Below are 14,131 nucleotides of genomic sequence, written 5' to 3'. Positions count from 1 at the left end.
TCGCTACTCTGTTTCTTTGCCCGCGCATGTCTTTATTGCCCAAAACCGGTTCCCACTTTTGGGAGACATGCATAGAAAAAAGGCCACCGTTTTCACGGTGGCCTGACCGTATCAGGTATTGAAGCGGAACAGCATCACATCGCCGTCATGGACAATGTATTCCTTGCCTTCGTCCCGCGCTTTGCCTGCTTCCTTGGCACCGACTTCACCATTGAACTTGATGTAGTCATCATAGGCGATGGTCTGTGCACGAATAAAGCCGCGCTCGAAATCCGTGTGGATCACGCCAGCAGCGCCCGGAGCCTTAGTCCCGCGACGGATTGTCCAGGCGCGTGTTTCCTTCGGTCCAGCGGTGAAATAGGTGATCAGGTCAAGCAGCTTGTAACCTGCGCGGATCAAACGGTCGAGGCCGGGTTCTTCGAGGCCCATGGCATCGAGATATTCTTTGGCTTCTTCGTCTGCTAGCTGCGCGACTTCTGCTTCAATCGCTGCGGAAATGATGACGCTCTGCGCACCCTGTTCCTCAGCCATCTTGGCCACGGCAGCACTATGTTCGTTGCCTGCCGATGCATCGGTTTCAGCCACGTTACAGACGTAAAGAACTGGCTTGGAGGTAAGCAGGTTAAGGCCCTTGAGGATCAGTAGATCATCGGGTGCGATGTCTTTGAGCATCAGGCGAACCGGCTGGCCATTCTGTAGCAATTCCAGCGCTTGTTCCATGACAGGCAGGATCGTGGTTGCTTCTTTGTCTTTGCTGCTCGCACGTTTGCGAATCTGCACGATGCGTCGCTCTATACTTTCGAGGTCCGAGAGCATCAGTTCCGTTTCAACGGTTTCAGCATCTGACACCGGATCGATACGGCCTTCGACATGGGTAATGTCGTCATCTTCAAAGCAGCGCAGCACATGCACGATGGCATCGACTTCGCGGATATTGGCAAGGAACTGGTTGCCTAGACCTTCGCCCTTGGATGCGCCGCGTACCAGACCGGCAATATCAACGAAGTTGATGCGGGTCGGGATGATTTCCTTGGAGCCAGCGATCTTTGCAATGCCACTCTGACGTGGATCCGGGACCGCCACTTCGCCTGTGTTCGGCTCAATGGTGCAGAACGGATAATTTGCAGCCTGTGCCGCCGCAGTCTTGGTCAGCGCGTTGAATAGCGTGGACTTGCCAACATTAGGCAGGCCGACGATGCCGCATTTGAAACCCATGATCTTACCTGTCAGACTAGAATAGAATTACTGTCGCTATGCGAGATGGATATATTGAATGCCGCTATGCGGCATGGGAGTGGAAGGCGTCAAGAGCGCCGCGCAGTTGTCGCGGACTAATCCTTCTTGCCAAGCAGCTTTTTAAGCATTTCAGCCATAGGACCAGTCGCCGGAATGTTCGGTTTAGCTGCGGTTTGTCGCGCCTGCCGGATATGGCTCTGTGCTTTGGCTGGTGCTTTTACAGCCTGTTCTGGGTCCGCTTTAAAACCGCTTGGGCGCTGGCTTCCATCGCCCATGGCAATCGCTACGCGGTTCATGAAGCTGTTGTCTTCCTTTTTCGCAAGAAGACCCACATTATCGGCGATAGCGCCAAACAGCGTGTCGAGCCATTCGTTATCGACCTTGGCGAAGTCGCCCAGAACATGATTGTGCACCAGTTCTTTAGCGCCGGGATGACCAATGCCAAGCCGCATACGACGATAGTCTTTGCCGCCGGGGAAAGCCTGAACATGGGCGTCGATGGATTTGATGCCATTATGACCGCCGGAGCTGCCGCCAGTCTTGATGCGCAGCTTCGCAGGCGCAAGATCAAGTTCGTCATAAATGACAACGAGGTCGGCAGGCATGAGCTTGTAGAAGCGCATGGCTTCGCCAATCGACTGGCCGGAAAGGTTCATGAAAGTCATTGGCTTGATGAGAAGCACTTTTTCGCCGTCGATCACGCCATCGGCGATTTCTGCTTTGAACTTCTTCTGCCAGTTTGAAAATCTATGGCGGCGGAATATTTCATCCACCGCCATAAAACCGATATTGTGTCGGTTATGCGCATATTGAGGGCCCGGATTGCCAAGTCCTGCGATGAGCAGCATGGTTTTCTGACCCTCTTATGCGGAAAGCGATTATTCGCCGTCCTTGGCTTCTTCTTCGCCTTCTGCATTTTCTTCCGACTTGAGAGCGGCTGGTGCAGCAATAGTGGCGATTGTGAAGTCACGATCCTGAATGACGGTGGTTGCATTTTTCGGCAGCTTGATAGCCGAAATGTGCACGGAATCGCCTACTTCAAGACCCGTGAGGTCAAATTCGAGAGCTTCTGGAATTGCATTCGCTGGAACGATCAGTTCGACTTCGTGACGAACGATGTTGAGAACGCCGCCCTTCTTGATGCCAGGTGCTGCGTCTTCGTTCTTGAAGTGAACTGGAACATTGACGGTTACAACCGACTTTGCGGAAACGCGCAGGAAGTCGACATGCTGTGGGAAGTCACGAACTGGATCCAGCTGGTAGTCCTTAGGAAGGACCTGAATCTTCTTGCCGTCTACTTCGATCGTAGCGATCGTGGTTTTGAAACCACCGCCGTAGATCTTGTAATAAACTTCTTTATAAGAAACGGCGATTGCGAGGGGCTCCTGCTTGTCACCATAGATGACTGCAGGAATTAGGCCGTTGCGGCGAAGTTCGCGGGAGGACCCCTTACCAACCCGGCTGCGCAGATCGGCCTTGAGCACGTAAGTATCGCTCATGGCATTACCTTTCAAAGTTACTGGAGTGTCGCTCGCAGTTTTATCCATGCATGATATTATCCGAAAAATGGTTTTCACTTTTCGGGATCATGCTCCAACGAACAACATGAAACAGTCCGTAACGTCTTTCACATTGTGTAAGACCGGACCGCTCCATTCCGCGTTGCCTCCAAGGGTGTCTACGCGGATGCGCAGGCCTATAGCCCATAGGCATTGTATGTGCAAGTTTTTTGGTTGGAAACACGCCTCCTGTGGGCTTTTCCTTTAACGGGTGGCATTGGCCGCGTCAAAAATGTTAAGCGCATGACGGATCGGCTGCGGTTGTCTCGCGAGTCGTCACGGCATTTATGAAACAAAGGAAATGAGATGCAGGTCGGTATCGACATGGGTTCTGTTGCTGGAAGTGGTTCTGCCTCGGCAGCAGCACTTGGCAGTGGCAAACAGGCCATGCTTGATCTTGAAGAGCTTCTCGCGACGCGCCTTCTGGTGCAGGGCAATTCCGGTTCGGGTAAATCGCATCTTCTGCGCCGCTTGCTTGAGCAGAGCGCGCAATGGGTGCAGCAATGCATCATTGACCCGGAAGGCGATTTCGTGACGCTTTCTGATATTCACGGTCATGTTGTCGTGGATGCGGCGCGTACCGAGGCCGAACTGACCCGCATTGCCGGGCGCATTCGTCAGCATCGGGTTTCGGTTGTGCTTAATCTTGAAGGCCTCGACGTTGAACAGCAGATGCGGGCAGCGGCGGCGTTTCTGGGTGGCTTGTTCGATGCCGAGCGCGACTATTGGTATCCGATGCTTGTAGTGGTGGATGAGGCGCAGCTTTTTGCGCCTGCCGCAGCCGGTGAAGTGTCCGATGAAGCGCGCAAGTTATCGCTTGGTGCCATGACGAACCTCATGTGCCGTGGCCGTAAACGCGGCCTTGCCGGAGTGATTGCAACACAGCGTCTCGCAAAGCTTGCAAAGAATGTGGCTGCGGAAGCTTCCAACTTTCTGATGGGCCGAACATTTCTCGATATTGATATGGCGCGTGCTGCCGATCTTCTTGGCATGGAACGCAAGCAGGCCGAAATGTTCCGCGATTTGCAGCGTGGGCATTTCGTAGCGCTTGGACCGGCCTTGTCGCGGCGTCCATTGCCGATAAAAATCGGCAAGGTTGAAACATCGGCGCGCTCATCATCGCCCAAGCTGATGCCACTGCCTGATGCGCCGGAAGATGCACGCGATCTGATTTTCACGCCTGCGCCGCAGGAAATCCGCACCGTTGTTCGTCGCACGCCACCGCCACCGCCGGCGCCATCAACGGCAGAAATTCTGGCACAGGTTGCCAAACCAAAGCCCGAAGCCGAACCCGTTGAAGCGCCATTGTTTCCGGGTATTCTGGAAGCAGAGCGCGAGGAATTGCTTGAAAAGGTCATGCGCGAGATCGTTGACGACCCCGAAGCCTCATTCCGTTCGGTGGCCGTGCTTTATCAGGATTTTCTGGTGCGTTGCCGCATTCATCGTGTTCCCGGCGAGCCACTCGCACTTCCAGCGTTTCGCAGACGGCTAGCGGTTGCGCAGGCCAGTATTGAAAGCGATGTCGCAACGGGCGAAACGTGGCAGCAGGCGCTTATACTGTCGGAAAGCCTGACCGATGATGTGCAGGGCGTGTTCCTGATCGTGGCACAGGCGGCCGTCACCGGCGCGCCGTGTCCATCGGATGCGTCTTTGGCGCGTGCCTATGGTACGCATTCCTTAAGCCGTGCGCGGCGTCTTCTGACCTATTTCGAGGAGCGCGGTCTTCTTGTCCTGCGCAATGACTTCAAAGGTCTGCGCATCGTCAATTTCCCAGACCTTGGCTGTGAGACGGCTCCCGGCGATCCGAATGCGCCGGATGATCAGGCTGACGAAGCAACGGCTGCGGAATAACACGTTTCTGTGCAAACTGTCATGAACCTGTAATGATCCTCGGCAACTGCTTGGGGAGCATACAGAGAGACAACATGACGATACAGGCACAACCGGATTTCAGAGAGTTATTTGTCACATTCGGCAAAATCGGGTTGCTGTCTTTCGGTGGACCTGCAGCACAGATCGCCATGCTGCAGCGTGTTATCGTGGATGAGAAGCGCTGGATGGATCAGGAACGACTGATCCACGCGCTTAATTTCTGCATGTTGTTGCCCGGACCCGAAGCGATGCAGCTTGCCACCTATTGCGGCTGGGCGGCGAAAGGGTGGCGCGGCGGATTGCTGGCGGGTTCGCTGTTCGTGTTGCCGGGTGCGAGCGTGATGCTGATCCTCTCAGCACTTTACGTTGCGCTCGGCCAAGTCGATATTGTTGCAGGGCTGTTTTTTGGTCTGAAAGCAGCGGTGCTTGCGGTGGTGTTCGAGGCACTCTATCGCATGGCAAAGCGCACATTGGCGTCCGGTTTTTCCTATTCTGTGGCAGTCTTTGCCTTTGTTGCGATCGCTTTATTGAAACTGCCATTCCCGCTTGTAGTGGTGCTAGCGGCACTTGCCGGTGGTTTGCGCCATTTATTGCAGACAGGTGAGGCATCAGGCGGCTTTCATGAGGCCGCTCCCAATGCTCTGCGCGCGTTTTCTCAGCAACTGCTGATCTGGGGCAGTTTGTGGCTGCTGCCACTTCTGGCTCTCTATCTGATTTTTGGTGAAGCCCATGTGTTCACGGCAGAGGCCGCATTTTTTTCAAAGCTTGCAGCGGTGACATTTGGCGGTGCCTATGCTGCGCTGTCTTACACGGCGCAACAGGCGGTCGAACATTTTGGCTGGATGCAGCCCGGAGAAATGTTGACCGGTCTTGGACTGGCCGAAACCACACCCGGGCCGCTCATTCTTGTGCTGGTTTTTGTGGGTTTTGTGGGCGCTGCCAATCTGTCCGGCTTGCCACAGCTTTGGGGTGGCTTCCTTGGCGGATTGATTGCGCTTTGGTTTACCTTTGTGCCGTGCTTTTTATGGATATTTGCAGGAGCCCCTTTTATCGAGCGCTTGCGCAAGGTGCGATGGCTTTCGGCTATGCTTGGTGGCATTACGGCGGCTGTCGTTGGCGTGATCGCCAATCTAGCCCTGTGGTTTTCACTGCATGTGTTGTTTGGAAAAGTGGTCGATCATCAGATCGGGCCGTTCAGCCTGCCACTGCCAGTTTGGAGCACAATAGACAATGCCGCCGTCCTGATTGCAGGCGCAGCGGCATTTTTGCTTTTGCTGCTCAGGCTCAACATGCCACTCGTGCTTTTGCTGGCGGCGTGTCTCGGTATTTGCCTTCGTCTTATCGAGAATTAATCGAACAAACTTGATACCGATTCTTCAGAAGCCGTACGGGCAATCGCTTCACCGATCAGATCGGAGATTGGAAGCACGCGGATATTCGGGGCATCATTGATGGCTGTCGTTGGCTGAATGGAATCGGTGATGACCAGTTCCTTGAGCTTGGAAGACGCGATACGGGCAACAGCGCCGCCGGATAGCACGCCGTGGGTGATATACGCAGTAACGCTCTTTGCACCCTTTGCGAGCAGCGCTTCGGCTGCGTTGCAAAGTGTGCCGCCGGAATCGACAATATCGTCGAACAGCAGGCAATCTTTGCCGGTCACGTCACCAATAACATTCATGACTTCCGATTCACCCGGACGCTCACGACGCTTGTCGACGATTGCGAGCTGCGCATCGATACGCTTTGCAAGCGAACGGGCGCGAACCACGCCGCCAACGTCAGGTGATACGACCATGCAATTGCCATTGGCGTAATTGGCCTTCACGTCGCGCGCAATCACTGGAACAGCATAAAGATTGTCGGTCGGAATATCGAAGAAGCCTTGAATCTGGCCTGCATGCAGGTCAAGCGTCAGAACGCGGTTTGCACCTGCTTCGGTGATAAGGTTTGCGACTAGCTTTGCCGAAATCGGCGTGCGTGGGCCGGGCTTACGATCCTGACGCGCATAGCCGAAATAAGGCAGCACGGCTGTGATACGACGAGCGGACGAGCGGCGGAACGCATCAATCATGATGAGCAGTTCCATCAGATTGTCGTTGGCCGGATAGGAGGTCGATTGCAAAACGAATACGTCTTCGCCGCGCACGTTTTCCTGAATCTCGACGAAGATTTCCTGATCGGCGAAACGGCGCACAGTGGCCTTGCCAAGCGGAATGTCGAGATATTTAGCAACGGATTCGGCAAGAACCCGGTTGGAGTTGCCTGCGAAAAGTTTCATTCTTTTTGCCTCTGAAGCCGGAGCAGTTTCGTTCTGTCGCAAAAAGTCCGTGAAACGGACGTTATCTCTCATAAAAGCGAAAATCCGAAACATGTCCGGTTTCGCTTTTGTCATTCTTTAAAAACTTTAAAACTGCGGGTTCGTCCAAAAGGTCAAGTGCCGCAGCCTGCAAGGTTTTCTCGAATGAGCGGCCTATTGCAAAGAGTCATCGTCAATGCAAGGCCTGACGGGTCACAATTGCAGTAAAAAGCCTCCGCAATGCGCTTTCCCACAGGGGCAGGCGTGAGATTCAGCAAAAGATTTCAGTCTTTTGCGCTCTCAGCGCTTTTTCATGCGCGATTTGCCGCAAGCCAGGTTGAATATTGCTGCATGGTCTTATCGGCGATTGACTGCATGGCAGAAGCGGGAACGATGCTCCATGAGTCTGCGGATGCGCCCGGTACTTTTTCGTGTCCCTGTATGCGGTGAAGGCGATTGCCGGAGGCGTCCATAACATCCCAGACATAGAGAACCGTTGTCTCATTATCTTCGGACAAAACCGAGAAATAGCCTTTCATAACATAGGCTGCATCTGCTGCATTGTTGCTGGCTAGTTCTACACCTTTGGCGCGTGCATCGTCATTGATACGATGGGTGAGGGGCGTGACGACGCTGACGGGCGCACCGATGATGGGCGCGATGTAAAGCTTGCCCGGCTTCAACGCTGCGGAACGCGTGGGCGCTGGCGTTGCCACTGGAGCAGGTGCTGCGGCTGGTGGCGTTGTGGTTTGTGCAGATTGCGGGGTGGCTCCCTGCACGTTCAATGCAGATTCTGTGCTGTTGCAGGCGGCAAGCAGTCCAGCAAGCAACAGCATCGTCGAAAGATGTGCCTTGTTCATGTTCGGCGTCATGCTCCTGAAAGCGCAGACCACTCCTGCGCAATGAATGGAGTTTATCGCCTATCCTGGCTCACTTGACAATAATGTCCAGCGAATACCGGGACAGAGCACGCGCAGCGCCATTTGTGGTGAGATAAGTCTGGCCCAGCGTCATGGCTGTTTCGTTATCTGAATCCATGATGATCATATGCGCAAACAGCGTCATGTCGGGCTGAATGCTTTCGGGATTGCCGGAATAAAACATTTGCGGGTCCATCCATGACGGCGTGAAGCGCGCGCCGACCGAATAGCCACAGGCGTTCAGACGATGGCGGGTCAGGCCGTGGGCTTCCATCGTGCGTGAATGCGCGTCAAACACATCGCCAAAGGTCGAGGCCGGTGTCATAGCTGTTTCAACAGCTTCCAGTGCTTCGCGTGCTGCATCATAGAGTTTCATATGTTCGGGCCGTGGCTGGCCGATAATGACCGTTCGCATCATGGGCGCATGATAGTGGCGGAAAACGCCAGACCATTCGAGCGTGAGCTGGTCATTGGTCAAAAGCGTGCGGCGACCTGCTTTGTAACGGCATAAAAGCGCGTCCGGTCCAGAGCCGATGATATATTCATTGGCGGGATAATCGCCGTCGCCTGCAAAATTGGCACTCATCATCGCTGCCAGAATATCGGCTTCGCTGGCGCCTGCCTTGGTGAGTTTGAGTGCTGCATCCAGCGCATCGTCGCCCAGTTTCGCTGCGCGCTGCGTATAGATAATTTCGGCGGGGCTTTTGAGAAGGCGCAGACGGTCGACCATGCCGGATGCATCGTAAAGCTTGGCAAAGCTCTGCAATTGTTCATCGAGCCTGCGGGCATTGGCACCGGTCAGGCCATGTGTCTGATATTCGATGCCGATGCGCATGCCCAGAAGGTCCAGCTCGGTCAGAATATTGCGCAGATCAATAGCCGGGTTTGCATTATCACGGTCTGTCCAGACGACAATATTTTCGATATTGGACGTGTGCCGCGCTTGTCTGAGATCAGCGGAGCGCGTCATCAAAACGGTGGAGCCATCGGCCTTCACCACAAGACACTGGAAAAAGCAGAACCCGAATGTGTCATAGCCGGTCAGCCAGTACATGCTTTCCTGCGCAAACAGCAGCAGAGCATCCAGCTTTTCTTCTTCCATCTTCAAGATCAGACGGTCACGGCGCGCAGCGAATTCTTCCGGCTCGAAGTGAAGGGCCATGCGGGTTCTCCTAATCTTTGATGATAGCGATGGCCGCGATCTGGCGACCGTAATCAGGCTCATTGCGATGTGTCGTGCGCCGATAGGAATAGAACTGGTCCTCATCGGCATAGGTGCATTGGCGAAGCGCTTCTGCTTTGACACCTGCAGCGTTCAGACGATCTGTGATGAAGGTCCACAGATCAAATAGTTTGTGTGCTTCTTTGTCTGAAGGCTGAAAATATCTGGCATAAGACGCGTCTTTTGACGTGAATTCGGTATAGAATTCTGGGCCCACTTCGTAGTTGTCAGGGCCGATTGTGGGGCCAAGAACCGCGATGATGTTTTCGCGGCTTGCGCCAAGTTTAATCATCGCTTCGATTGTGTTTTCGAGAACACCAGTGAACGCGCCGCGCCAGCCAGCATGGGCCGAGCCGATAACACCTGCTTCATGATCGGCAAAAAGAACCGGGCCGCAGTCAGCCGACAGGGCACCGAGGGCAATACCCGGCACATCGGTGACCATTGCATCGGCTTTTGGACGCGGTGTTGAGAGCGGTTCGGTGACGTAAACAACGTCTGGCGAATGAACCTGATGCACGGTGATGAGATGATCGGATGCAACCCCGAGCGTTTCTGCAACACGGCGGCGGTTCTCGCTTACCAGTTCCGGCACATCATTGGAGCCACTGCCGACATTCAGACCCGCGTAGATGCCATCGGAAACGCCGCCCTTGCGCGTGAAAAAGCCATGCGCAATGCGCTTGCCGTTTGTACCCACAGGGCCATCCAGCAAAGAGGAGCGGAGCGGTTGCGGCTTGTCGGTCATTGGCTTTCTCTTTTCAAACGGCTGGATGGTGGGGGAGGCTTGATTGCTTGTCAATCGTAGCTTTTTGACAGGGGTTTTCGTCAGGAGCTTTTGAACGGGAAGATTGGTGTTGCCGGATCGCTAATCGCGAGGGCTTTGAACAGCGCTCCCATCTGATCGGGCGATGCCAGTCGTTCGACATCGCTGCGGATTTCATCCTGAAATGCGGTATCTCGGCCGGTGCCGAGCCGCCCCGCGCGGTCGATCAGCCCCATAGATAGCAGAAAATCGCCCTGCGTCATGCTGCCTGTCTTGCAGCCACAATTGTGTGCGGCCTTTTCCAGCATGTCAAAATCGACATGGCTGGTGATGTCTGCTTCTCCCGGATGCGCAAACACATCGTCATAGGCATGTTTGAGCATGGCTTGAAGCGTGTCGCCAAAGCCCGATTTGAGGTGCCCGTAGTCGATTGAAAGGGCCGCGCCGCGTGTTGCAGCTATGCGCTGGGCAATTTCCTGCATCAGTGCCGTGCGGGCAGGGGCTGCTTCAAAGATCGTGCCTTCAGGCGCAAGCTTATGACCATCAGGCAGAAGCGCTTCATCGATGCCGCCTGCGCCACTGACGAATTGAAACTCGTCGTGTTCATCAAGCGAGATCAGACGTTCGACAAAGCGACCATTTGCTTTTACGAATTGCCTGAAAGGAATTGCATCGAACAATTCGTTGGAAACGAGGATCAGCGGACCGTCAGGAATATCGGTGAAGCTCTCGAACCATTCTATATTGGCATGGTCGAGCTTCTGCCTTTGCTTTTCGATCAGCCTTGGGCTGGTCTCAACCATGGCAACACGCATTGAGCCAGACATTTGCGGTGCAAGCTTTGCTATCGTGCGCAGCATGTCGCTCATCAGCGTTCCGCGTCCGGGGCCGATTTCGCTAAGCACTGCATTGGTTGGGCGTCCGAGGCCTTCCCATATGCCGACACACCATATGCCGATCAGTTCTCCAAACATCTGGCTTACCTCGGGAGCGGTGATGAAATCGCCTTCACGTCCAAAGGGTTCGCGGGTGGTGTAATATCCAGAATCCCGATCACCGAGGCATGCAGCCATATAGTCAGCAACGCTGATCGGCCCCGTTGTGCCGATCAGTCGTTTCAGACGGTCTTTCAGTGTTGTATCAGGCATTTTTTGCTGCGGCCCGGCTTGCGCGCAACATCGCCCATAGGCCGATCAGCACCATCGGCACCGAAAGCACCATGCCCATGGTAAGCCAGCCGCCGAAAAGATAGCCAAGTTGTGCATCGGGTTCGCGGAAGAACTCAACCACGATACGGCTAAGACCATAGCCGGTGACGAAAGCACCTGCGATAAAGCCGGGCTTTTTCAGCTTTTTGCCTACCCAGACCAGCAGGAATAGCACGAAGAACAGCACCAGACCTTCGAGGAAAGCTTCATAGAGTTGGCTTGGATGACGGGGCAGTGGGCCACCATTGGGGAAGTTGACAGCCCATGGCACATCGCTGACGCGGCCCCACAATTCCTGATTGATGAAATTGGCCACACGAACAACGCCAAGCCCGACCGGAACGCCGGCTGCAACCGTGTCGAATAGGCTCCAGACCTTGATGCCACGCGAGTGCGCAAAGAAGATCATTGCAAGAGTTGTACCGAGAATACCGCCATGAAACGACATGCCGCCATCCCACACAGCCGGAATAGCCAGCGGATTGGCGAGATAATAGGAGGAATTATAGAAGAGCACATAGCCAAGGCGCCCGCCAAGCACCACGCCGAGCGCTGCCCAGATAACAAAGTCATCAAGCGCTTCTGGCTGCATTGGCGGCTGGTTGTCGCGCCACAGACGATGATTGCGCAGGAGTTTCTTGCCATACCACCATGCAAACATGATACCGATGACATAGCCCAGCCCGTACCAGTGAACCGCAAACGGGCCGATCGAGAATATGATTGGATCGATATTTGGAAAAGCCAGGCCAGATGTCGGCGCTACAGTCTCTAACATAAAGGAACTCCATTTTCCGGCGGAACATGCGCGACGTTATCTGAGTGGTCAAGTCATCACGTTTATACAGCTTCACTTGCATCAGAACCGAGACAGCCCTATTTCCAATTGAGGTTTTCAACAAGACCGTATCGAAGATAGGAAAGAATGCCATGACCAGCGGATCAAACCGGGTTCTCGATGAACTCGCCAAGCTTGTGACTGATGCAGCAGGCGCTGCCCAGGGCGTGCGTCGCGAAGTAGAAACCGCTTTGCGTTCGCAGAGCGAGCGCGTGCTCAATACGCTCGATGTTGTGCAGCGCGAAGACTTCGAAGCGGTGCGTGAAATGGCCATCAAAGCACGCGCTGAAAATGCTGCTCTGCTTGTTAAAATCGAAACACTTGAAGCGCGTCTTGCTAAATTTGAAGTTGATTCGACTGCAAAAACGGCAAAAACCTCTACTCAGGCAGCGAAATCCAAAGATAATTCATAATTTTTTATTAACAGGCCGTAAGTGCCAAAAACCCTTGTCTTAGAGTCGCTTAAGGCAAGGGTCGCGGTCCGTCCCAGTCATATTTCCACATGCTTTAATGCCTCTTTTTATAAAAGGGGCTGGCGTTCAGATTCAGCATCAATAGACTGAAAACACTACATGATTCGTAATGTGGTCATGTAGGCAGCGGCGAGGGGCTGTAGTTTTAGTTTTCGCGTCTTCAGGCTGCTTTCCAGTATCAGTTGCGTATGTGCGTGTGCCATTGAGGCGTTGCATGTTTTTAAAGCATGTCGATTCCTCGACCGATCAATTCGTGTCTTTTTTCTGCACTTGGTCTTGTGCGGGGCGAGGCGCGGGCGAGCAGTGACTTGCGCGCCGGGAATTTGGAAGTGTCTTTGCGGCTACTTCCCAGAACAGGAAATGGACATGAGCCTTCTTGAGCTTGAATTTGCACGCGAGGCGCATCCTGTGGATGTAATCGAGCATGTTGCGAATTCAAACGACTGGACGTTCGAGCGGACTGGCGACGACGAAATTGCAATTTCGGTGGCGGGTAACTGGACCGACTACCACATCTCGTTCTCCTGGATGGAGGACTTTGAAGCCCTGCATTTGGCTTGCGCCTTCGACATCAAGGTTGCAGAGCCACGCGTCAATGAAGTGATGCGGTTGCTGTCGCTGATTAATGAAAAACTTCTGATGGGCCATTTCGACCTGTGGCAGCAGGAAGGGGCGATCATGTATCGCCAGTCGTTGCTGCTGGCCGGTGGTGCAGAGCCAACCAGCCGTCAAGTTGAAGTGCTGTTGTCGGCGGCGCTTGAAGCGTGCGAAAGCTATTTTCAGGCCTTCCAGTTCGTTGTCTGGTCGGGCGTCACCGCGCGCGAGGCGCTGGAAAGCGTTTTGTTCGAGACGGTCGGACGCGCATAAGAATTAGGTCTCGGCGGGTTCGTCGAGACACACTTTTTTGGGGGGGGGCTTTAAATGAGTGAGACGCAAACAATTAGCTGGGCTGATTTCGAGAAAGTCGATATTCGCACCGGAACGATTGTGGAAGCGGTGCCATTTCCCGAAGCCCGTAAGCCTGCTTTCAAGCTAAAAATCGATTTTGGCGACAAGATCGGCATCAAGAAATCTTCGGCGCAAATCACCACGCATTATCAGCCGGATGATCTGGTTGGTCGGCAGGTGCTGGCGGTGGTCAATTTTCCACCGCGCCAGATCGGACCTTTCATGTCCGAAGTTCTCACCCTTGGTTTCCCTGATGAGAATGGCGAAGTTGTTCTCGCTGCAATTGACAAAAAAGTTCAGGATGGCGTCAAACTATTCTGATCTTTTATCCGATAGATGCGCTGTGTGACTGGTCATTTCAAGCAACCGATGGATGGTTTGAACAATGCAGGCGACGATTGCCGTGGCGCTGGGTGGCGCGATTGGAAGCGTATTGCGCTACTGGTTTTCAATCTGGCTTGCACCGATCAGTCGCGATCTGCCGTGGAGCACAATTGTCGTCAACATTATCGGATCATTCGCAATCGCCTTTTTCAGCGCGCTGACGATTGCTTCCAGCCGATTTGAACTGCCTGAAATCTGGCGCATTGCCTTCATGGTCGGTATCTGCGGCGGCTTCACAACTTTTTCCTCATTCAGCATGCAGACAGTTGATTTACTGCGGCTTGATATGCCGGGACGCGCATTGATGAATGTTAGCATTTCGCTGGTTGTGTGTTTTGCGGCCACAGCGCTTGGTTATATGGCAGCGCAGGCACTCAACAGAGGTTAGAGCTCGTTTGATTTAATT

Annotated in this window: 15 protein-coding genes; 6 read left to right on the top strand and 9 right to left on the bottom strand. The window is 54.0% G+C overall.

The window, feature by feature from the left end; all coding sequences use genetic code 11:
* Positions 1 to 111: 111 nt before the first annotated feature.
* The 3 genes from ychF to CEV31_RS02080 form a co-directional block, all read right to left on the bottom strand.
* Positions 112 to 1,215, bottom strand: a complete 1,104-nt coding sequence (gene ychF, locus CEV31_RS02090; protein WP_094505239.1) for a redox-regulated ATPase YchF — start codon at positions 1,213 to 1,215, stop codon at positions 112 to 114.
* A 116-nt stretch (positions 1,216 to 1,331) separates the two neighbouring features.
* Complete coding sequence (gene pth, locus CEV31_RS02085; protein ID WP_094505238.1) at positions 1,332 to 2,084, bottom strand: aminoacyl-tRNA hydrolase; 753 nt, start codon at positions 2,082 to 2,084, stop codon at positions 1,332 to 1,334.
* A 30-nt stretch (positions 2,085 to 2,114) separates the two neighbouring features.
* Positions 2,115 to 2,735, bottom strand: coding sequence for a 50S ribosomal protein L25/general stress protein Ctc (locus tag CEV31_RS02080; RefSeq protein ID WP_094505296.1), 621 nt, complete (start codon positions 2,733 to 2,735; stop codon positions 2,115 to 2,117).
* A 366-nt stretch (positions 2,736 to 3,101) separates the two neighbouring features.
* Here CEV31_RS02080 and CEV31_RS02070 point away from each other — a divergent pair, with 366 nt between their 5' ends.
* The gene (locus CEV31_RS02070) at positions 3,102 to 4,646 is read left to right on the top strand and encodes an ATP-binding protein (protein ID WP_094505237.1); all 1,545 of its coding nucleotides are present in this window, start codon (positions 3,102 to 3,104) and stop codon (positions 4,644 to 4,646) included.
* Positions 4,647 to 4,720: 74 nt separating this feature from the next.
* Positions 4,721 to 6,019: a chromate efflux transporter gene (gene chrA / locus CEV31_RS02065; RefSeq protein WP_094505236.1), complete on the top strand. Its 1,299-nt coding sequence runs from the start codon at positions 4,721 to 4,723 to the stop codon at positions 6,017 to 6,019.
* On the opposite strand, the gene CEV31_RS02060 is transcribed toward chrA, so the two are convergent.
* The 6 genes from CEV31_RS02060 to lgt form a co-directional block, all read right to left on the bottom strand.
* Complete coding sequence (locus tag CEV31_RS02060) at positions 6,016 to 6,948, bottom strand: ribose-phosphate pyrophosphokinase (protein WP_094505295.1); 933 nt, start codon at positions 6,946 to 6,948, stop codon at positions 6,016 to 6,018. The two genes, chrA and CEV31_RS02060, sit on opposite strands and share 4 nt — an antisense overlap.
* A 329-nt stretch (positions 6,949 to 7,277) precedes the next feature.
* Positions 7,278 to 7,838, bottom strand: coding sequence for a hypothetical protein (locus CEV31_RS02055; protein ID WP_094505235.1), 561 nt, complete (start codon positions 7,836 to 7,838; stop codon positions 7,278 to 7,280).
* Positions 7,839 to 7,896: 58 nt separating this feature from the next.
* The gene (locus tag CEV31_RS02050) at positions 7,897 to 9,048 is read right to left on the bottom strand and encodes a M24 family metallopeptidase (protein ID WP_094505234.1); all 1,152 of its coding nucleotides are present in this window, start codon (positions 9,046 to 9,048) and stop codon (positions 7,897 to 7,899) included.
* Positions 9,049 to 9,058: 10 nt separating this feature from the next.
* Positions 9,059 to 9,856, bottom strand: a complete 798-nt coding sequence (gene pgeF, locus CEV31_RS02045) for a peptidoglycan editing factor PgeF (RefSeq protein ID WP_094505233.1) — start codon at positions 9,854 to 9,856, stop codon at positions 9,059 to 9,061.
* 80 nt (positions 9,857 to 9,936) lie between these two features.
* Positions 9,937 to 11,022 carry a class I SAM-dependent methyltransferase gene (locus CEV31_RS02040; protein WP_094505232.1) on the bottom strand — a complete coding sequence of 362 codons (1,086 nt, stop codon included), beginning with the start codon at positions 11,020 to 11,022 and terminating at the stop codon, positions 9,937 to 9,939.
* Positions 11,015 to 11,860 (bottom strand): prolipoprotein diacylglyceryl transferase, encoded by an 846-nt coding sequence (lgt, locus tag CEV31_RS02035; RefSeq protein WP_094505231.1) that lies wholly within the window; start codon positions 11,858 to 11,860, stop codon positions 11,015 to 11,017. The genes CEV31_RS02040 and lgt overlap by 8 nt, the downstream gene beginning before the upstream one ends.
* A gap of 152 nt (positions 11,861 to 12,012) precedes the next feature.
* Here lgt and CEV31_RS02030 point away from each other — a divergent pair, with 152 nt between their 5' ends.
* From CEV31_RS02030 to crcB, 4 genes are all read left to right on the top strand, one after another.
* The gene (locus CEV31_RS02030; RefSeq protein WP_094505230.1) at positions 12,013 to 12,333 is read left to right on the top strand and encodes an accessory factor UbiK family protein; all 321 of its coding nucleotides are present in this window, start codon (positions 12,013 to 12,015) and stop codon (positions 12,331 to 12,333) included.
* Positions 12,334 to 12,759: 426 nt separating this feature from the next.
* The gene (locus CEV31_RS02025; protein WP_094505294.1) at positions 12,760 to 13,260 is read left to right on the top strand and encodes a type III secretion system chaperone family protein; all 501 of its coding nucleotides are present in this window, start codon (positions 12,760 to 12,762) and stop codon (positions 13,258 to 13,260) included.
* A gap of 54 nt (positions 13,261 to 13,314) precedes the next feature.
* The gene (locus tag CEV31_RS02020) at positions 13,315 to 13,662 is read left to right on the top strand and encodes a tRNA-binding protein (RefSeq protein ID WP_094505229.1); all 348 of its coding nucleotides are present in this window, start codon (positions 13,315 to 13,317) and stop codon (positions 13,660 to 13,662) included.
* 64 nt (positions 13,663 to 13,726) lie between these two features.
* Positions 13,727 to 14,113, top strand: a complete 387-nt coding sequence (gene crcB / locus CEV31_RS02015; protein ID WP_094505228.1) for a fluoride efflux transporter CrcB — start codon at positions 13,727 to 13,729, stop codon at positions 14,111 to 14,113.
* The last annotated feature ends 18 nt before the right edge of the window (positions 14,114 to 14,131 follow it).

Source organism: Brucella thiophenivorans, assembly GCF_002252445.1.
Taxonomy (GTDB): Bacteria; Pseudomonadota; Alphaproteobacteria; order Rhizobiales; family Rhizobiaceae; genus Brucella; species Brucella thiophenivorans.
Note: the sequence above shows the minus strand (reverse complement) of the source record. Positions and strands in the feature narration are given on the sequence as shown.